The organism is Streptomyces sp. NPDC044003, assembly GCF_056435185.1.
The window spans coordinates 286,855-306,258 of record NZ_JBWKFA010000005.1; the positions used below are offsets into that span (position 1 = coordinate 286,855).

Here is a 19,404-nt window from a genome sequence, read left to right on the forward strand (position 1 = left end):
TCACGCCTCCTTCGCGTCGACGGGGGCGTGGGCACGGCGGGTGCGGCGCAGCGGCGGCTTGGCGCCGAGCCGCTTCGGGTCCAGGCCGGACCACTTGTGACCGTTGCCGAAGAACTTGGTCCGGGCGAGCAGCGTCATGACCGGCTTGGTGAAGAGGAACACCACGACGATGTCGAGCAGGGTGGTCAGGCCGAGCGTGAACGCGAAGCCCTGCACCTTGCCGACGGTCACGATGAACAGCACCGCCGCGGCCAGGAACGACACGAAGTCGGAGACCAGGATCGTGCGGCGGGCGCGCGGCCAGGCGCGCTCGACGGCCGGCTTGAGGCTGCGACCCTCGCGGAGTTCGTCGCGGATGCGCTCGAAGTAGACGATGAACGAGTCCGCGGTGATACCGATGGCGACGATGGCGCCGCAGACGGCCGGCAGGTTCAGCGCGAAGCCGATGGCCGGGCCGAGCAGGGCCATGAGCACATAGGTGAGGAGCGCGGAGACGGCGAGGCTGAGGATGGCGATCAGCGACAGGCCGCGGTAGTAGGCGACCAGGTAGATGATGACCAGGGCGAGACCGATGGCACCGGCGATGAGGCCGGCCTGCAGCTGGTCCCCGCCGAGCGCGGCGGTGACGGTGTCGACGCTCTGGGTCTGGAACGTGAGCGGCAGGGCACCGTAGGACAGGATGTTGCCGAGGTCCTGGGCCGACTGCTGGTTGAAGTTGCCGGAGATCTCCGCGCTGGCGCTGAGCGTCTGACGCACGGAGGGCGCCGAGACGACGTCGCCGTCCAGGACGATCGCGAAGCGGTTCTGCGGGTCGGCCTGCTGGGAGAGCTTGCCGGTGATCGACTGGAACTTCTTGGAGCCGCCGTCCGTGAAGTCCATGGTGACGATCCACATACCGCGCTGCGGGTCGAGAACGCCCTTGGCGTCCGAGACGTCCTTGCCGTCGACCTCGGCCGGGCCGAGGAGGTACTTCGACCACACGCCCGGGGAGTCCTCGCCACAGGCCACGGTGGGCTCGGACGCCTTGACGCCCTGGCCGGCGGCGGCGCGCGCCTTGGGGTCGAGGCAGTTCAGCGTGGCGAACTTCTGCTGCAGCGCCGCGGTGGCCGGGTCGGGCTTCGGGGTCGCCTGCGGGGTCCCGGTGGCCTTCGGCTTCGCGGAGGAGCTCGCGGTGGGCGTCGGGCTCGGGGCCTTGAGGGCCTCGGTGAGCGCACGGCCCTGCGTGGAGGCGGTGGCCGTCGGGGTGGCCGACTTCTCACCCGCGGTGGCGCCGGAAGCGGAGGACTTCGGCTTCGGCGTGGCCGAGGGGGAACCCGAGGTCGTGGCGCTCGGTGCCGGCTGGGGCGCGCCGCTCGTCACGGCGAGAACGGGCCGGAAGTAGAGCTGGGCGGTGGTGCCGACCTGCTCGCGGGCCTGCTTCTCGTTCGTCCCGCGAGGGATGTTGACGATGATGTTCTCGGCGCCCTGCGTCTGAACCTCGGCCTCGGAGACACCCAGACCGTTGACACGGCGCTCGATGATGCCGACCGCCGTGTTCATGTTGGTCTCGTTGACCGCCGACTCCTGGCCGGGCTCGGCCTTCGCCTTGAGCGTGATCGACGTGCCGCCGGCGAGGTCGATGCCGAGGCGCGGGGTGGTGTGCCCCGACCAGAACATCCCGCCGGTGAGTGCGACCATGGCGATCAGGATGATTGCCAGGGCGCGGCCCGGACGGCTCTGTCCCCCCGCCGGCCCTCGGCCCTTCTTCGGTGCTGCCACCTGTCGTATCTCCCTGTCCAACCGCCTCACGCCGGGTATGCGTGAGACGGCCACGAAGTGTGTGTGGGGACCTGCCCCCGCAGACGTGGAACCGTTCCGGGGACCGCGCCCGCCGGTGGGCGTGCGCGCGGTCCCCGGCCGCGACTACTTCGCGTCGGTCTCGCCGTCGGCCTTGCCGTCCTTCTGACCCTCGGCGGCGGCCTCGGCCGCGTCCGACTTCTTCGTCAGGTCGGCCTTCGGCGCGTCCTCGGCGGTCTCCGCGTCCGTGGCCTCGGCGGCCTCGGTCAGCGAGGAGGCGTCGTCCGGGACGACGGTGTCGGTGTCCGACTCCTCGTCGTCGCCGTGGACGATCCGGTTGTACTCGGAGTCCTCCAGGACCGCGCCGATGGCGTTCTTGGCGTAGACCGCGTGCACGCCCGGCGCGACCTCGAGGAGAACGGTCTCGTCGCCGATCTCCTTGACGGTGGCGTACATCCCCCCGATCGTCCGTACGCCGGTGCCGGGCTGCATCTCGTTGCGCATCTGCGCCGCCGCCTGCTGCTTCTTCTTGGCAGAGCGGGTCATCAGGAACATGGCCCCGATGAGGACGATGAAGGGGAGGAGGGTCACGATGCTCACGGGACGGGTTTCCTTCGCACGGTCGCGGAGAACCCGCGGCCTGATCTTCGGGGGTGGGCGCGCCGACCAGAAAGGGCGGCAACGGCGGAGTCTAGGCGAGTCCGCATCGATGGAACAACGTCCAGCATCGCACCCTGGTTCCGGTCCGGGCGAGTGTCGACACCGTCACGCCCCGAAGAGCCCCTGTTGTCCCGTTCCTGTGCCGTACCCTGCGGCGCTCGGGCCCGCTGCCTGCGGCGGAACGAGTCCGAGATGCGTCCATGCCGCCGGAGTGGCGACCCGGCCACGGGGTGTGCGGGCCAGCAGTCCTTCGCGTACGAGGAAGGGTTCGGCGACCTCCTCGACAGTCTCGCGCTCCTCCCCCACGGCGACCGCGAGGGTGGACAGACCGACCGGTCCGCCGCCGAAGAGCTTGAGCAGGGCCTGCAGGACCGCGCGGTCGAGCCGGTCGAGGCCGCGGCTGTCCACCTCGTACACGCTGAGGGCCGCCTCGGAGACCTCTCTGGTGATCACTCCGTCGGCCCTCACCTGGGCGTAGTCCCGGACCCGGCGCAGCAGGCGGTTGGCGATGCGGGGGGTGCCGCGGGAGCGGCCGGCGATCTCGGCGGCGCCGTCGGGGTCGATCTCGACGTCGAGGAGTCCGGCGGAGCGGTGGATCACGCGCTGGAGCTCGGACGGGTCGTAGAACTCCATGTGGGCGGTGAAGCCGAAGCGGTCGCGCAGCGGCGGCGGCAGGAGTCCGGCCCGGGTGGTGGCGCCGACGAGGGTGAAGGGCGGGAGTTCCAGCGGGATGGCGGTGGCGCCGGGGCCCTTGCCGACGATGACGTCGACGCGGAAGTCCTCCATCGCCATGTAGAGCATCTCCTCGGCGGGCCGGGACATCCGGTGGATCTCGTCGAGGAAGAGGATCTCGCCCTCCTGGAGGGAGGAGAGGATCGCGGCGAGGTCGCCGGCGTGCTGGATGGCGGGGCCCGAGGTGATGCGGATCGGGGCGTTCATCTCCGCCGCGATGATCATCGAGAGGGTGGTCTTGCCGAGGCCGGGCGCGCCCGAGAGCAGGACGTGGTCGGCGGTGGCACCGCGCTGGCGGGCGGCCTTGAGGACGAGGTCGAGCTGCTGGCGGACCTTCTCCTGGCCGACGAACTCGCTGAGGTCCTTGGGGCGCAGGGCCGCCTCGACGGCCTGGTCGTCGCCCTCGGCGGAGGCGCCGACGATCCGCGCGTCCGGCTCGGCGGTGCTGTCGTCGTCCCAGTTCACGGTGGTGGTTGCCTTCTCGTTCGTACGGGCGGTCAGCGGGCGCGGTTCAGGGTCTGCAGCGCGGCGCGCAGCAGCTGGGGCACGGGGGCGGAGCCGGTCTCGGCGAGGGCGGCCTCGGCCTGCGGGGTGACGGCGCTGACGGCCTCCTCGGCCTCGCGGCTCGCGTAGCCGAGGCCGATCAGGGCGGCGGACAGCTGCTCGGTCCACGGCGCGGGGCCCGCGGCGGCGGCACGCTGGGCGCCGACCAGGCCGCTGCTGCCCAGCGGGGCGCCGAGCTTGTCCTTCAGTTCGAGGAGGAGCTTCTGGGCGCCCTTCTTGCCGATGCCGGGGACGGCGGTGAGGGCCTTCTCGTCGCCGGTGGCGACGGCGAGGCGCAGCGCGTCGGGGCTGTGCACCCCCAGCATGGCCTGGGCGAGGCGGGGGCCGACGCCGCTGGCGGTCTGGAGGAGCTCGAAGACCTGCCGCTCGTCGTCGTCGGCGAAGCCGTACAGGGTGAGGGAGTCCTCCCGTACGACCAGGGAGGTGGCGAGCCGGGCGTGCTCACCGAGGCGCAGTCCCGCGATGGTGTTCGGGGTGCACTGGACGGCCATGCCCACTCCCCCGACCTCGACGACGGCGGTCGTGGGGGCGAGGGCGGCGACCGGGCCGCTCACGAAGGCGATCATCGGGTACGGCCTTTCAGCGCGGTGACGGGCCGGGCAGCGGCGTGCTGGGCGACGGCCTGTTGCAGACGGTTCTGGGCGGGGGCCCGCCAGATGTGGCAGATGGCGAGGGCGAGGGCGTCGGCGGCGTCGGCCGGCTTGGGCGGGGCGGAGAGCCGGAGGAGCCGGGTCACCATGGCCCCGACCTGGGCCTTGTCGGCGCGGCCGCTGCCGGTGACGGCGGCCTTGACCTCGCTGGGGGTGTGCAGGGCGACGGGGATGCCGCGCCGGGAGGCGCAGAGCATGGCGACCGCGCTGGCCTGGGCGGTGCCCATCACCGTACGCACGTTGTGCTGGCTGAACACCCGCTCCACGGCGACGAGTTCGGGAGAGAAGCGGTCCAGCCACTCCTCGATGCCACGCTCGATGCCGACGAGGCGGACGCCGATGTCGGCGTCCGCGGCCGTGCGGACCACGCCGACGCCGAGCATGGTGAGGGGCCGGCCGGCGACGCCCTCGACGACGCCGACGCCGCACCGGGTCAGCCCGGGGTCCACCCCGAGTACGCGCACGCCGTCCCCTCCCCTCTTTGCGGCTGAACCGCCGCCGCTCTCGCGGAGGTGGCACTCGCCGTCGTGGTTCCTCAATGCATGGTTGCGGCCCCAGGCTAATAGGCGCCTCTGACAACGACGGCGGGCCGACGGGGTGTGTCCCGTCGGCCCGCTGCTCGGAAGGTCCGCGATCAGGCGTCGACCTTCTCCATGACCTCGTCGCTGACGTCGAAGTTGGCGAAGACGTTCTGCACGTCGTCGCTGTCCTCCAGGGCGTCGATCAGCTTGAACATCTTGCGCGCGCCCTCCTCGTCGAGCTCGACCTGCATGGTCGGGACGAAGCTGGACTCGGCCGAGTCGTAGTCGATGCCGGCCTGCTGGAGGGCGGTACGGACCGCGACCAGGTCGGTGGCCTCGCTGATGATCTCGAAGGACTCACCGAGGTCGTTGACCTCCTCGGCGCCGGCCTCGAGCACCGACTCCAGGACGTCGTCCTCGGACAGCTCACCCTTGGGGAGCACGACGACGCCCTTGCGGTTGAACAGGTACGAGACCGAGCCCGGGTCCGCCATGGAGCCGCCGTTGCGGGTCATGGCGACGCGCACGTCGGAGGCCGCGCGGTTGCGGTTGTCGGTGAGGCACTCGATGAGCACCGCGACACCGTTCGGGCCGTAGCCCTCGTACATGATCGTGGCGTAGTCGACGCCGCCGGCCTCGAGGCCGCCGCCGCGCTTCACCGCGGAGTCGATGTTCTTGTTCGGGACCGAGCTCTTCTTCGCCTTCTGGATGGCGTCGTAGAGCGTCGGGTTGCCGTCCGGGTCGGCACCGCCGGTGCGGGCCGCGACCTCGATGTTCTTGATCAGCTTCGCGAAGAGCTTGCCGCGCTTGGCGTCGATCACGGCCTTCTTGTGCTTCGTCGTAGCCCATTTAGAGTGGCCGGACATCTGCCTGTCTCCTTCGCGTAACCCACTTCTTGAACGAACCCCAGAGATCCTACCGGGATCGTGTCACCGTTCCGCGCGCACCATGTCCACGAACAGCTCGTGGATGCGGTGGTCACCGGTGAGCTCGGGGTGGAAGGAGGTCGCGAGGACCCGGCCCTGGCGGACCGCGACGATGTGGCCCTCGTGCTCGGCGAGCACCTCGACCTGGGCGCCGACGGACTCCACCCACGGGGCGCGGATGAAGACGCCCTCGACGGGAGAGTCGATCCCCGCCACGGTCACACCGGCCTCGAAGGACTCGTTCTGCCGCCCGAAGGCGTTGCGGCGGACGATCATGTCGATGCCGCCGAAGGTCTCCTGGCCCGAGCGCGGGTCGAGGATCTTGTCGGCGAGCATGATCAGGCCGGCGCAGGTGCCGTACACGGGCATGCCGGCGGCGATGCGCTCGCGCAGCGGCTCCATCAGGCCGAAGAGGACGGCCAGCTTGGAGATCGTGGTGGACTCGCCACCGGGGATGACCAGGCCGTCGACCTCGGCGAGCTCCTCGGGGCGCCGGACCGGCCTGGCCACGGCGTCAGCCGCGGCCAGGGCGATCAGGTGCTCCCGTACGTCGCCCTGGAGGGCCAGGACACCGATTACGGGCGTGCTCATGGGTGCTTACCAGCCCCGGTTCGCGTAGCGCTCGGACTCGGGGAGGGTGTCGCAGTTGATGCCGACCATGGCCTCGCCCAGGTTGCGGGAGGCGTCCGCGATGACCTTCGGGTCGTCGTAGAAGGTGGTGGCCTTCACGATGGCGGCGGCGCGCTTGGCCGGGTCGCCCGACTTGAAGATGCCGGAGCCGACGAAGACGCCCTCGGCGCCGAGCTGGCGCATGAGCGCGGCGTCGGCGGGGGTGGCGACACCACCGGCGGAGAACAGCACGACCGGCAGCTTGCCGAGCTCGGCGACCTCCTTGACGAGCTCGTACGGGGCGCGGAGCTCCTTGGCGGCGGCGAACAGCTCGTTGTTGTCGAAGCCGCGCAGCTTGGCGATCTCGTTCTTGATCTGGCGGAGGTGGCGGACGGCCTCGACGACGTTGCCGGTGCCGGCCTCGCCCTTCGAGCGGATCATGGCCGCGCCCTCGGCGATGCGGCGCAGGGCCTCGCCCAGGTTGGTGGCACCACAGACGAAGGGGGTCGTGAAGGCCCACTTGTCGGAGTGGTTGACCTCGTCGGCCGGGGTCAGGACCTCGGACTCGTCGATGTAGTCGACACCGAGGGACTGCAGGACCTGGGCCTCGACGAAGTGGCCGATGCGGGACTTGGCCATGACCGGGATGGAGACCGCGCCGATGATCTCTTCGATCATGTTCGGGTCGGACATGCGGGCGACGCCGCCGTCCTTGCGGATGTCCGCGGGGACCCGCTCCAGGGCCATGACGGCCACGGCGCCGGCGTCCTCGGCGATCTTCGCCTGCTCGGCGTTGACCACGTCCATGATCACGCCGCCCTTGAGCTGCTCGGCCATGCCGCGCTTCACGCGCGCGGTGCCGGTCTCGGGGGACTGGAAGGTGGTGGAAGGCGTGGTGGACACGGATACCTCACTCGTGACAACGGGGGTTGACGACAAGATGAGGAAACAGGCCACCTGCGGTCCACATCAAGGGCCAATGTGGACCCGGTGGATCGTTTTCCCAGGTTACGAGCGTCAGGCCGGGCGATCGGCAAGGGCAACGGGCGGCTCGTCGTCCATTTCGAAGGCCAGCGGGAAGGGCGCGTGGCCCGCAAGCCGGAACCAGCGGACCTTGCGGTGACGGCGCAGGGCGCGGGCGGCGCGGACGGCGTCGTTGTGGAAGCGGCGGGCCATCGGGACCCGGCGGACGGAAGCGGCCAGCTCCCCCGCGGCCTCCTCGCCGCCCGGCGCCGCCCGTACGAGCTCCACCTGCTCGGGCTCGCCGAAGACGGCCCGCAGCGCCTGGCTCAGCTCGCTCTCGGCCACCTCCCGCTGGTCCTCCTCGGCCTGCCGGGCGGCGTGCGCGGCCTCGTACAGCACGATCGAGGCGGCGGGGTCGAGGACGCCGGAGGTGGCGAGCTCCTGGGTGACCGAGGCACGGCGCAGGAGCTGCGCGTCCAGGGCGGCGCGGGCGGCGTCGATGCGCGAGTGCAGCCGGTCGAGCCGCCCGGCGGTCCAGCTCAGATAGACGCCGATGAGGATCAGCGCGACGACGGTCCAGATCAGGGTTTCGGTCACGGGCGCACAGGCTACCGGGGCGGGGGCAGCACACCTTCCCAAAGGTCACGGTCATGGGCGAACAGGACACGCGCGGGACGGCCGTCGGCGAGCTCGCCGAGCCGGTCGAGCCAGGGGAGGTACGGGCTCCCGAACTCGTGGGCGAAGTCGTACGCCTGACCCGCGAGGACCGTGACGCGGTCGCCGTGGTCGAGGACGAGGGACTGATGGCCTTCGGTGTGACCGGGCGTGGGCACGATCCGCATCCCCGGCGCGATCTCGTGCTCGCCGTCGAGCTCCTCGTACCGGACGCCGGGCAGCAGCTCGTCGATCGTGTACGCGCCGGCGCGGGCCTGGGCGAGCTCGGTGCGCTGGACGAGGACGGGGGTGGTCGGGAATCGCCGGTTGCCGCCGATGTGGTCGAAGTGCAGGTGGCAGTTGACGAGGAGGTCGACGTCGCCCGGGCCGACGGGCAGCGGGTGCCGGACGGGCCGGTAGTGCGCGTCGGTCTCCGGGGACCCGGTCCCGATCCCGGTGTCGAAGAGCAGCCGCACGCCCGCGTGCCGCACGAGATACCCGAGAACGGGCTCCACGCGGGCGCGTGGGCCGCCCCACTCTTGGGCGGGGCGGGTGAGGTGCCCGAGGTCGAGCCGGGTGATCGCTTCCATGGGAGCAGCCTGCCCCCGGCTCCCCGTTGTGGGCATGCGTTCCGCCCGGGGCGGAACGGGTGGGCACAACGGAACGGCGCCCTTGCCGGCGCCAGAGGCTCCCGCGCCTGAACCCGCACCACGTTGTGCACCGCCGCTGGGGTGCGGGCCAGGGCGCGGAACGCGGAGGCGCCGCTAGGGGGCGCCGTCCCGTGTGCCCACCCGTCCCGCCCCAGCGGGACGATTGCCCACACGGGCACCGGGGCTGGCCCGCACGGGCCGGTGGGAGCCCCGGTGTCGTCCTACAGGCCCAGGCGGGCTCTCAGGCCGCCTGTGCGTTCGTCCGTGTCCACCGCCGCCGCCCCGTCCGTCACCGTCTCGTACACCGCGAGGATGTCCGCGCCGACCGTCGACCAGTCGAAGCGCCGCACATGGGCCGAGCCCCGGGCGCTCAGCTCCTTGCGGCGCGGTGCGTCCCCGAGGAGCGCGATCGCCGCGTCCGCGAGCGCGTCGGCGTCCTCGTTGGCGAAGAGTTCGCCGGCCGCCCCCTGGTCGAGGACCTGTGCGAAGGCGTCCAGGTCGGAGGCGAGGACCGGCGCGCCGGCCGACAGCGCCTCGACGAGGATGATGCCGAAGCTCTCGCCGCCGGTGTTGGGCGCCACGTACACGTCGACGCTCCGCAGCAGCCGCGCCTTGTCCTCGTCACTGACCATGCCGAGGAACTCCACCCGGGAGCGCATCTCGGGCGGCAGCGTGGCCACGGCCTCCTCCTCGTCGCCGCGCCCGGCGACGAGGAGCCGCGCCCCGGGCCGCTCGGTGAGGATCTTCGGGAGGGCCCGCATGAGGACGGGCAGGCCCTTGCGCGGCTCGTCGATGCGGCCGATGAAGCCGAGGGTCTCGCCCTGCCACTCCTTCTTCGGTTCGGCGCGGGCGAAGAAGTCCACGTCGACGCCGTTGGGGATGACGACCGCGTCGCCGCCGAGGTGCTCGACGAGCGTGCGCCGGGCGTACTCGCTGACCGCGATGCGGGCGCTGATCTTCTCCAGGGCGGGCTGGAGGATCGGGTACGCGGCGATCATGGCGCGCGAGCGCGGGTTCGAGGTGTGGAAGGTGGCCACGATCGGCCCCTGCGCCGCCCAGCAGGTGAGCAGCCCGAGCGACGGGGAGGTCGGCTCGTGGATGTGGACGACGTCGAAGGTGCCGTCGTGCAGCCAGCGGCGGACCCGCGCGGCGGAGAGGAAGCCGAAGCTGAGCCGGGCCACCGAGCCGTTGTAGGACACGGGCACGGCCCGGCCCGCGGACACGACGTACGGCGGCAGCGGGGTGTCGTCGTCGGCGGGGGCGAGGACGGAGACCTCGTGGCCCAGCCGGATGAGGTGCTCGGCGAGGTCGCGGATGTGGAACTGGACGCCGCCGGGCACGTCCCAGGAGTACGGACAGACGATGCCGATCTTCACGCGCCCGGCTCCTCCCGCTCCTCCAGGTCCGAGAGCCACAGTCGTTGCAGCATGTGCCAGTCCTCCGGGTGGTCCGCGATGCCGCCGGCGAAGACGTCGGCCAGGTCCTGTGTCATCAGGGACGTCTTCTCGGCCCGGGTACCTGACTCGGGTACGTCGATCGGCGCGTGGATCCGGCCCTTCATGACCGACGTGTCGTCGTACCAGAGCGTCACCGGCAGCAGCAGCGCGCCGGTCTGCTGGGCGAGCATCGCCGGGCCCGCCGGCATCCGTGCCGTGTCGCCGAAGAACGTGACCTCGGTGCCGGAGGCGGACAGGTCGCGGTCGGCGACCAGGCAGACCAGGCCGCCGGCCCGCAGCCGCCGCGCGAGGGTGCCGAAGGCGGAGCCGCCGGTGTGCGGCAGCACCTCCATGCCGAGGGACTCGCGGTAGGCGACGAACCGGTCGTACAGCGACTCCGGCTTGAGCCGCTCAGCGACCGTGGTGAACGGCACGCCGACCGAGCGGGTCACCCACACGCCCGCGAGGTCCCAGTTGGCCAGGTGCGGCAGGGCGAGGATGACGCCGCGCCCGGAGGCGAGGCCCTCCTCCAGATAGTGGCGGTCCTTGATGTCGATGGACCGCTCGACCCGCTCCTTGGTCCAGGTCGGCAGCCGGAAGGACTCCATCCAGTACCGCATGTACGAGCGCATGCCGGCCTGCGACAGTTCGGCGAGCCGCTCGGGGGTGGCGTCCGGCACCACGCGCGCGAGGTTGGACTCGAGACGCAGGACGCTCTTGCCGCGCCGCTTCCACGCGAAGTCGGCGATCCGCCGGCCGAGGCCCGTCGCGACCGGCTCCGGCAGCTTCTTCACGGTCGCCCAGCCGGCGCCGTACAGCCCGTCGCTCAGACGCTCCTTGAGGGTGCTCACGAGGCCGCCCCGCTGCCCCCGGCCGTGGCGGCGTCCGCCTCGGCCGATTCCCGGCGTACGGTCACGACCCGCTGGCCCAGGGTGACGGCGCTGCCGACCGCCACGATCCACAGGGCGATCGGAAGCAGGATCTCGATGCCCGGCACGCCGAACTTGTGGAGTCCGGCGAGGCCGGCGGCGACCAGCGAGATCACCAGGCGCTCGGCGCGCTCGACCAGGCCGTTCACGGCGACGGGCAGGCCAATCGATTCGCCTCGGGCCTTGGTGTACGAGACGACCTGGCCGCTCGCGAGGCAGAAGATCGCGACGGCGCACAGGATGTTGTCGTTGCCCGTGCCGGCGTACCAGAGCGCGAAGCCGCCGAAGATCGCGCCGTCGGCGACCCGGTCGAGCGTCGAGTCCAGGAAGGCGCCCCATCGGCTGGAGATCCCCGCCTGCCGGGCCATGTTGCCGTCGACGAGGTCGGAGAAGACGAACAGGGTGATGACGATCGTGCCCCAGAAGAATTCTCCGCGGGGGAAGAAGACCAGCGCACCGGCCATCACCCCCGCCGTGCCGATGAGCGTGACCGCGTCGGGGCTGACGCCCCGGCGGAGCAGAAACGCGGCGAACGGTGTGAGGACACGCGTGAAAAAGGCACGCGCGTACTTGTTCAGCATGGCCTTCCCGAGGTTCGGTGGGCCGCGCGGCCCCTATGACCACCGGCTCACCCATCGTAGCCACGAGCGTCCCGGGGTACGGGCGGGCACCCGCCCGGCCGCGTCGGCGACCCGCCGACGGTCCCCCCGGGGGGCTCCGCGGTGTACGACGTATGGACGCGTCCTGGCGTCGGTGCAAAGCTCGAAGGACCACCGCGGGCACCGCAGGAGCCGTACCGCGACACACCACTCCCCCGCGCCCGCGTCCCGCCGCACCGTGCGAGCAGTCGGGAGGAAACATCATGGGTGACAAGGCGAAGACCCCCGCCGGAGCCGCCGGCAGGGCTCCTACGGCCGACCGGCCCTCGGCCGTGCGGAACGTGGTGCTGGTCGGCCACAGCGGATCAGGGAAGACGACCCTCGTCGAGGCCCTCGCGCAGACCGCCGGAGCGGTCAACCGGGCCGGGCGGGTCGAGGACGGCGCGACCGTCTCCGACTACGACGAGATCGAGCACCGCCAGCAGCGTTCCGTACAACTCTCCCTCGTCCCGCTCGGCTGGGACGGATACAAGATCAATCTCCTCGACACCCCCGGGTACGCCGACTTCGTCGGGGAGCTGAGGGCCGGTCTGCGCGCGGCGGACGCGGCCCTCTTCGTCGTCTCGGCCGCCCAGGAGGCCGACGCCGTCGCCGGCTCCACCCGCATGATCTGGGAGGAGTGCGCCGCCGTCGGGATGCCGCGCGCCATCGTCGTCACGCACCTCGACACGGCCCGCACCGACTTCACCGAGCTCACCGCGGTCTGCGCCGGGCTCTTCGGCCGGGACGACCCCGACGCCGTCCTCCCGCTGTACCTGCCGGTGCGCGGCGCCGAGGGCGCCGACGGGCACGCGCCCGCGACCGGCCTGGTCGGTCTGCTCTCGGAGCGGATCTTCGACTACTCCTCCGGGGTACGCCGGGAGAACCCGCCCGACGAGGCACAGCGGGAGCTCATCGCGGAGGCCCGCGCCCGGCTCATCGAGGGGATCATCGCCGAGAGCGAGGACGAGACCCTCATGGACCGCTACCTCGGCGGCGAGGAGATCGACCTGAAGACCCTCGTCGACGACCTGGAGAAGGCCGTCGCCCGGGGCGCCTTCCATCCGGTGCTCGCGGCCGCCCCCGCCGCCGACGGCGGGACGCAGGGCCTCGGCACCCTCGAACTCCTGGAGCTGATCACCGGCGGCTTCCCCTCCCCCCTGGAGCACGAGGCGCCTGCCGTCACCACCCCCGACGGCCGCTCCCGGCCCCCGATCACCTGCGATCCCGAAGGGCCGCTGGTCGCCGAGGTCGTCAAGACGGCCGCCGACCCCTATGTGGGCCGGATCTCCCTGGTCCGGGTCTTCTCCGGCACGCTGCGCCCCGACGAGACCGTGCACGTCTCCGGTCACGGCCTCGTGGACCCGTCCCACAACGGCCATGAGCTGCACGAGGCGGAGGAGCGGATCGGCGGGCTCACCTCGCCCTTCGGCCGCCAGCAGCGCCCGCTCGCCGAGTGCATCGCCGGGGACCTCGCGTGTGTCGCCCGGCTCGGCCACGCGGAGACCGGCGACACCGTCTCCGCCAAGGACGATCCGCTCCTGATGGAGCCGTGGACGATGCCGGAGCCGCTGCTGCCGCTGGCCGTCCAGGCCCACGGCAAGGCCGACGAGGACCGGCTCTCGCAGGGCCTGGCCCGGCTGGTCGCCGAGGACCCGACGCTGCGGCTCGAACAGAACCAGGACACCCGGCAGGTGGTGCTGTGGTGCCTGGGCGAGGCCCACCAGGACGTCGCCCTGGAGCGGCTGCGCGGCCGGTACGGGGTGCAGGTCGACGCCGTGCCGTACAAGGTGGCACTGCGCGAGACCTTCGGCGGTCCCGCCTCGGGCCGCGGCCGGCACGTCAAGCAGTCCGGCGGCCACGGCCAGTACGCCATCTGCGAGATCGACGTGGAGCCGCTGCCGCCGGGCAGCGGCGTCGAGTTCGTCGACAAGGTGGTCGGCGGGGCCGTCCCGCGCCAGTTCGTCCCCTCGGTCGAGAAGGGGATCCGGGCGCAGGCCGCGCGCGGGCTGGCGACCGGCCACCCGCTCGTCGACATCCGGGTCACCCTGCGGGACGGCAAGGCCCACTCGGTGGACTCCTCCGACGCGGCCTTCCAGACCGCCGGGGCGCTCGCGCTGCGCGAGGCGGCCGCCGAGGTGCCCGTCCATCTCCTGGAGCCGGTCGCCCAGGTCGAGGTCCTCGTCCCCGACGAGTACGTCGGCCCGGTCATGAGCGATCTGTCGGGGCGGCGCGGCCGGGTCGTCGGCACCGACCAGGCCGGTCCGGGACGGACCGTGGTCAGGGCCGAGGTGCCGGAGATCGAGATCGGACGGTACGCGATCGACCTGCGCTCGATCTCGCACGGCACCGGCCGGTTCGACCGCACCTACGCCCGGCACGAACCGATGCCGCCGCACCTGGCGGAGAAGATCCGCGAACAGGCCGAAAACGGCTCCTGACTGACGGAGCGACAGGGGCCCACGTCCGCCCGGCACTCGCCGGGCGGACGTCATTCGGCCGAGGACATCCACAGGCCGTGACGCATCCGGTCGTACCCGGTTACGCTGTGGTGCCCAGCTCAGAAGGTGTGCGGGGCGCGGCAGTTGGGAACAGCCCGCACAGGTACTCGCGCGCGATGGGGGCGGCAGTGGCGATCGACGGTTTCGGACCCGGGGCACAGATCCCCCTCCAGAGCACGGGAGGCGGCACGGGCGCGACGAACGCGCTCGCCTCCGCCGCGTACCGCGACAGTCCGCTGAAGACGATCCAGGAAGCGGACAGCGACCTCTACAAGACCACGGTCAAGGAGGGGAAGTGGGGGCTCTTCAGCCCCGACCTCGGCGAGGCCTTCTCCCGGGCGGTCCAGGTCCGCATGCTCGGCGGCGCCCGCAAGGCCCTGATCCAGTCCTTCGGGGCCGAGCCGCAGCCGGTCGTCGAGCACTGTCTGGCCGCCACCCATCTGCGCAGGCAGCGCGACATCAAGCTGACCCTGGTCACCTTCTTCTGCGGTGTCCTCTTCCTGCCCGGTCTGCTGCTGTGGCTGGGCGTCATCCAGCTCCGCCGGCTCGTCTCCGGCTCCGAGAACAAGCGCCACAGCGCCATCGGCACCGCCCTCCTCTGGGCCGCCGGGATCTTCGCCGTGCTGGTCCTGATCAAGCTGCCCTTCGACGGGATCCTGACGAACTACCTGCGCGCGATGGTCGTCGCCCCGGTCGTCGGCTGGTACCTCGCGGGCCGGATCTGCCTGAACGCCGCCGTCGACCTGCGTGAGCGCTGGTCGGGCCTGCTCGGCGGCGGCGGGGTCGGCCCGCACGTCCCCAAGTCCGTCCCGCAGGACCCGGGCGAGAAGTCGGCGGAGGCGCTCCGGGTCAACCTGGAGAAGCTCTCCGCGGAGCAGCAGTCCAACATCGTCTTCTACGCGGGCACGAAGGGGATCCTCGGTCTGGGCACCCGCTGGGGCAGCTGGGCGCTGGCCGAGGAGCTGGTCCCGCAGGCCGGGAAGGAACTCCACGCCTTCCGCGCCTGGGACGTCATCCGCAGGATCCACGACGAGCTGGCGCTCCTGGAGCGCGGCTCGCTGAAGACCGGCTTCCCCAAGCCGACCGTCAAGCACTGGATCGTCTCCACGGTCGGCGAGGGCGCCGACGAGGTCACCCGCCCCCAGGGCGACAACATCGTCCACTACCAGGTGAAGCCGCACGAGATACAGCGCATCTGCAACGAGCAGCAGTTCGGGGCGGGCAACCGTCACTACCTCGGCGTGCAGTTCACGCTCTACGACGGAAATCTCGTCCTCACCATGATGGTCACCGTCACCTCGCTCCATCACACGCTCCGGATCGAGGTCACCGGCCACGCGCTGGGGCCCGTCCACGGCCTCTTCACCACGAAGCCGAAGGCGAAGACGAAGGAGGTCGCGAAGACCGTCCGCTTCTGGGAGACGAAGGAGATCCAGCAGCCGCTGCTCACGACCAACGACATCGTCCGGCTCGCGGTGCGCGCCCCGCTCACCTGGTACCCGCCGGTCCTGGACTTCCTCGGCGGCAAGATGAGCCTGCCCGAGCCGTTCGGCCTGCGGCACGTCTGGGCCGGGCCGCTGTGGAAGAACCGCTTCATGGCCGACGACGCCATCCGCATGGCCACGCCCGTGCTGCGGGCCGTCCACGCCGCGACGCTCAAGGTGCTCGACGAGCACAACGTGGAGACGGAGCGCTTCACCAACCGCTCGCTCGTCCTCAGCGGCGGCATCCAGGACCCGGGTCCGAAGAAGGCCGACGTCTACGACGCCTGACCCGGGTCCCCCGTGGCGTTCGGGCGTTTCAGAGGGTGGCCGGCCAGGCGTCGGCCAGCATCTTCCGGGTGTCGGCGAGCAGCTGGGGCAGCACCTTGGTGTGGCCCACGACCGGCATGAAGTTGGTGTCCCCGCCCCAGCGGGGCACCACGTGCTGGTGCAGGTGCGCGGCGATGCCGGCGCCCGCGACGGCGCCCTGGTTCATGCCGATGTTGAATCCGTGCGCGCCGGAGGCCGCACGCAGCGCGACCATCGCCCGCTTGGTGAAGGCGGCGAGCTCGACCGTCTCCGCCTCGTCGAGGTCGGTGTAGTCGGCGACATGGCGGTACGGGACCACCATCAGGTGGCCGCCGTTGTACGGGTAGAGGTTGAGCACCGCGTAGACGCCCTGGCCGCGCGCGATCACCAGACCGTCCTCGTCCGACTTCGACGGAATCACACAGAACGGACAACCGTCCTCGGCCCCCGGCCCGGTCGGCTTGTTCTCGCCCTGGATGTACGCCATCCGGTGAGGCGTCCACAGGCGCTGGAACGCGTCCTGCGTCCCCACTCCGATCTGCTGCTCCGGCTCAGTCGTCATGCTGAGCAGCATATTGCGTCGTCCGTTCGGAACGTGTCGCCGGGGCGGAAGATCCATGCAGCGGCCATGCTGATCCGATGAGAGACAGACCGCTCATCCCACCCGCCCAGGAACGCTGGGACCGCTGGATGGAGACCCCGCTCACGGTCACGTCCCTGGTGTTTCTCGCGACGTACGCGGTGCGGATCCTGGGCCACGATCTGCCCGGGGTCGTGCGGGACCTGTGTCTCGCGCTGACGTACGCCTCGTGGACGGTCTTCCTCGTGGACTATGTCGTACGGGTCAGGCTGAGCGGTCTCGGCCTGCTCCGCTTCGTGCGCCACCACCTCCTCGACACGGTGGTGGTGATCCTGCCGCTGCTGCGCCCGCTGCGGGTGGTGAGCGTCTACGACCGGGTGCAGCGCCGCCACGACAAGCCCCGGCTCACGCTCTACGCCCGGGTCATGGCGTACGCGGGAATGACGGCGAGCCTGCTCGGCTTCGCGGGGGCGCTGACCGTCTACGCCTACGAGCACGACGCGCCGGGCGCGACGATCCTCACGTTCGGGGACTCGGTGTGGTGGGCGTGCGCGACCCTGGCGACGGTGGGCTACGGCGACGTCACGCCGGTGACGCCGATGGGCCGCCTCGTGGCCGTCGGCATGATGGGCGTCGGCCTGGCCCTGCTCGGCGCGGTGACGGGTTCCTTCTCGTCCTGGCTGATCCAGGCGTTCACCCGGGACGACGAGAGGCCCCCGGGGGATTCCCCGGGGGCCTCCTGAAGGCTCAGGTCATCAGACCTGGACGCGGTCCTCGACGATCTTGGCGAGCTTGGCGATCGCCTCGTCGACGGGGATGCCGTTCTCCTGCGAGCCGTCGCGGTAGCGGAAGGAGACGGCGCCGGCGGCCATGTCCTCGTCACCCGCGATGATCATGAACGGGACCTTCTGCTTCTGCGCGTTCCGGATCTTCTTCTGCATCCGGTCCGAGGAGGAGTCGACCTCCACGCGCAGACCCTGCTTCTTCGCCTTGGCGGCGAACTCGTACAGGTAGTCGACGTGCGCGTCACCGATCGGGATACCGGTCGCCTGGACCGGGGCCAGCCACGGCGGCATCGCGCCCGCGTAGTGCTCCAGGAGCACGGCGAAGAACCGCTCGATCGAGCCGAACAGCGCGCGGTGGATCATGACCGGGCGCTGCTTGGTGCCGTCCGGGGCGGTGTACTCCAGGTCGAAGCGCTCCGGCAGGTTGAAGTCGAGCTGCACGGTCGACATCTGCCAGGTACGGCCGATGGCGTCGCGCGCCTGCACGGAGATCTTCGGGCCGTAGAACGCGGCGCCGCCCGGGTCGGGGGTCAGCGGGAGGCCCTGCTTCTCGGCGACCTGCTGGAGGACCGCGGTGGCCTCCTCCCAGATCTCGTCCGAGCCGACGAACTTCTCCGGGTCCTTGGTGGACAGCTCCAGGTAGAAGTCGGTCAGACCGTAGTCGCGCAGCAGGTTCAGGACGAAGGTGAGGGTCTTGTCGAGCTCCTCCGCCATCTGCTCCTTGGTGCAGTAGATGTGCGCGTCGTCCTGGGTGAAGCCACGGGCCCGGGTCAGACCGTGGACGACGCCGGACTTCTCGTACCGGTACACGGTGCCGAACTCGAACAGGCGCAGCGGCAGCTCACGGTAGGAGCGCCCGCGCGCGTCGAAGATCAGGTTGTGCATCGGGCAGTTCATGGGCTTGAGGTAGTAGTCCACGCCCTCGTCGAGCTGCATGGGGGGGTACATGCCCTCGGCGTACCAGTCGAGGTGGCCCGACTTCTCGAACAGCTTGCCCTTGGTGGCGTGCGGCGAGTAGACGAACTCGTAGCCCTCCTCCTCGTGGCGCTTGCGCGAGTAGTCCTCCATGACCCGGCGGATGATGCCGCCCTTGGGGTGGAAGACCGCGAGGCCGGAGCCGATCTCGTCCGGGATGGAGAAGAGGTCGAGCTCGTTGCCCAGCTTGCGGTGGTCGCGCTTCTCGGCCTCGGCCAGGAAGTCGAGGTGCGCCTTCAGCTCGTCCTTCGACGGCCAGGCGGTGCCGTAGATGCGCTGGAGCATCGGGTTCTTCTCGCTGCCGCGCCAGTAGGCGGCCGCGTTGCGCATCAGCTTGAACGCCGGGATGTTCCGGGTGGTCGGCAGGTGCGGACCGCGGCAGAGGTCCTTCCAGCACAGCTCGCCGGTCTTGGCGTCGAGGTTGTCGTAGATGGTCAGCTCGCCGCCGCCCACCTCGACGTTCGCACCGTCGTCGGTCGACGCGGAGCCCTTGATGCCGATGAGCTCCAGCTTGTACGGCTCGTCCGCCAGCTCCTCGCGGGCGGCCTCGTCGGTCACCACGCGGCGGGCGAAGCGCTGGCCGCGCTTCTGGATCTCCTGCATCTTCTTCTCGATGACCTTGAGGTCCTCGGGGGTGAAGGGCTTCTCGACGTCGAAGTCGTAGTAGAAGCCGTCCCGGACCGGCGGGCCGATGCCCAGCTTGGCCTCGGGGAAGAGCTCCTGCACGGCCTGGGCCATGACGTGCGCGGTCGAGTGGCGCAGGATGTCGAGACCGTCCGGGGAGGAGATCTCGACGCCCTCGACGACATCGCCGTCGCGGAGCTCGTACGACAGGTCCTTCAGCTCGCCGCCCACGCGGGCGGCGATGACGGTGCGGTCGTCGGCGAACAGGGCGCCGGCGGTGGTGCCCGCGCTCACCGCCCTCTCCTCTGCCTCCGAGGCGGACTGGACGGTCACACGGACATCAGACACGGGTACTCCATACATAAGGGCGCAGGCAGACACGAGGTGCCGGCGCCGGCGACGCGCGGCAGAGACGAGGTGCCGCGTCGTCACCGATCTTAC

18 protein-coding genes are annotated in these 19,404 nt (G+C 71.1%); 3 read left to right on the plus strand and 15 right to left on the minus strand.

Translation table 11 applies throughout. The features are described from left to right. The 13 genes from secD to pgsA all read right to left on the minus strand — a co-directional run bounded on the left by secD (position 1) and on the right by pgsA (position 11,651). The gene (gene secD, locus AC07AW_RS21730) at positions 1-1,758 is read right to left on the minus strand and encodes a protein translocase subunit SecD (RefSeq protein ID WP_478817121.1); all 1,758 of its coding nucleotides are present in this window, start codon (positions 1,756-1,758) and stop codon (positions 1-3) included. A 144-nt stretch (positions 1,759-1,902) separates the two neighbouring features. Continuing rightward, positions 1,903-2,376 carry a preprotein translocase subunit YajC gene (yajC, locus tag AC07AW_RS21735; RefSeq protein WP_478817122.1) on the minus strand — a complete coding sequence of 158 codons (474 nt, stop codon included), beginning with the start codon at positions 2,374-2,376 and terminating at the stop codon, positions 1,903-1,905. A 165-nt stretch (positions 2,377-2,541) separates the two neighbouring features. Next, the gene (ruvB, locus tag AC07AW_RS21740) at positions 2,542-3,633 is read right to left on the minus strand and encodes a Holliday junction branch migration DNA helicase RuvB (protein ID WP_478817123.1); all 1,092 of its coding nucleotides are present in this window, start codon (positions 3,631-3,633) and stop codon (positions 2,542-2,544) included. 32 nt (positions 3,634-3,665) lie between these two features. Beyond that, positions 3,666-4,298 carry a Holliday junction branch migration protein RuvA gene (gene ruvA / locus AC07AW_RS21745; RefSeq protein WP_478817124.1) on the minus strand — a complete coding sequence of 211 codons (633 nt, stop codon included), beginning with the start codon at positions 4,296-4,298 and terminating at the stop codon, positions 3,666-3,668. Continuing rightward, on the minus strand, positions 4,295-4,846 hold the full coding sequence (gene ruvC, locus AC07AW_RS21750; RefSeq protein ID WP_189804416.1) for a crossover junction endodeoxyribonuclease RuvC: 552 nt from the start codon (positions 4,844-4,846) through the stop codon (positions 4,295-4,297). Before ruvC ends, ruvA begins: the two co-directional genes overlap by 4 nt. A 170-nt stretch (positions 4,847-5,016) precedes the next feature. Further along, positions 5,017-5,769 carry a YebC/PmpR family DNA-binding transcriptional regulator gene (locus tag AC07AW_RS21755; protein ID WP_478817125.1) on the minus strand — a complete coding sequence of 251 codons (753 nt, stop codon included), beginning with the start codon at positions 5,767-5,769 and terminating at the stop codon, positions 5,017-5,019. A 63-nt stretch (positions 5,770-5,832) separates the two neighbouring features. Then, entirely contained in the window at positions 5,833-6,420 is a 588-nt protein-coding gene (gene pdxT, locus AC07AW_RS21760) for a pyridoxal 5'-phosphate synthase glutaminase subunit PdxT (protein ID WP_478817126.1), read from the minus strand. A 6-nt stretch (positions 6,421-6,426) separates the two neighbouring features. Beyond that, positions 6,427-7,341 carry a pyridoxal 5'-phosphate synthase lyase subunit PdxS gene (gene pdxS / locus AC07AW_RS21765; protein ID WP_189804419.1) on the minus strand — a complete coding sequence of 305 codons (915 nt, stop codon included), beginning with the start codon at positions 7,339-7,341 and terminating at the stop codon, positions 6,427-6,429. Between the two features lie 114 nt (positions 7,342-7,455). Beyond that, complete coding sequence (locus AC07AW_RS21770; RefSeq protein ID WP_478817127.1) at positions 7,456-7,998, minus strand: hypothetical protein; 543 nt, start codon at positions 7,996-7,998, stop codon at positions 7,456-7,458. 11 nt (positions 7,999-8,009) lie between these two features. After that, on the minus strand, positions 8,010-8,645 hold the full coding sequence (locus AC07AW_RS21775) for an MBL fold metallo-hydrolase (protein ID WP_478817128.1): 636 nt from the start codon (positions 8,643-8,645) through the stop codon (positions 8,010-8,012). Between the two features lie 281 nt (positions 8,646-8,926). Next, positions 8,927-10,081 carry a glycosyltransferase family 4 protein gene (locus AC07AW_RS21780; protein WP_478817129.1) on the minus strand — a complete coding sequence of 385 codons (1,155 nt, stop codon included), beginning with the start codon at positions 10,079-10,081 and terminating at the stop codon, positions 8,927-8,929. After that, positions 10,078-10,992 (minus strand): phosphatidylinositol mannoside acyltransferase, encoded by a 915-nt coding sequence (locus AC07AW_RS21785; RefSeq protein WP_478817130.1) that lies wholly within the window; start codon positions 10,990-10,992, stop codon positions 10,078-10,080. Before AC07AW_RS21785 ends, AC07AW_RS21780 begins: the two co-directional genes overlap by 4 nt. Further along, positions 10,989-11,651: a phosphatidylinositol phosphate synthase gene (gene pgsA, locus AC07AW_RS21790; protein WP_478817131.1), complete on the minus strand. Its 663-nt coding sequence runs from the start codon at positions 11,649-11,651 to the stop codon at positions 10,989-10,991. The genes AC07AW_RS21785 and pgsA overlap by 4 nt, the downstream gene beginning before the upstream one ends. Positions 11,652-11,932: 281 nt before the next feature. Here pgsA and AC07AW_RS21795 point away from each other — a divergent pair, with 281 nt between their 5' ends. Together AC07AW_RS21795 and AC07AW_RS21800 are read left to right on the plus strand one after the other, a co-directional pair. Further along, positions 11,933-14,149: an elongation factor G-like protein EF-G2 gene (locus tag AC07AW_RS21795; protein ID WP_478817132.1), complete on the plus strand. Its 2,217-nt coding sequence runs from the start codon at positions 11,933-11,935 to the stop codon at positions 14,147-14,149. 176 nt (positions 14,150-14,325) lie between these two features. Continuing rightward, complete coding sequence (locus AC07AW_RS21800; RefSeq protein ID WP_478817133.1) at positions 14,326-15,981, plus strand: hypothetical protein; 1,656 nt, start codon at positions 14,326-14,328, stop codon at positions 15,979-15,981. Positions 15,982-16,009: 28 nt separating this feature from the next. On the opposite strand, the gene AC07AW_RS21805 is transcribed toward AC07AW_RS21800, so the two are convergent. Beyond that, positions 16,010-16,573, minus strand: a complete 564-nt coding sequence (locus tag AC07AW_RS21805) for an HIT family protein (protein WP_225799511.1) — start codon at positions 16,571-16,573, stop codon at positions 16,010-16,012. 65 nt (positions 16,574-16,638) lie between these two features. Between AC07AW_RS21805 and AC07AW_RS21810 the strand changes: the two genes are divergently transcribed. Then, positions 16,639-17,322: a potassium channel family protein gene (locus AC07AW_RS21810; protein ID WP_478817134.1), complete on the plus strand. Its 684-nt coding sequence runs from the start codon at positions 16,639-16,641 to the stop codon at positions 17,320-17,322. Positions 17,323-17,334: 12 nt separating this feature from the next. On the opposite strand, the gene thrS is transcribed toward AC07AW_RS21810, so the two are convergent. Beyond that, entirely contained in the window at positions 17,335-19,311 is a 1,977-nt protein-coding gene (gene thrS, locus AC07AW_RS21815) for a threonine--tRNA ligase (RefSeq protein ID WP_478817135.1), read from the minus strand. Positions 19,312-19,404: the final 93 nt, after the last annotated feature.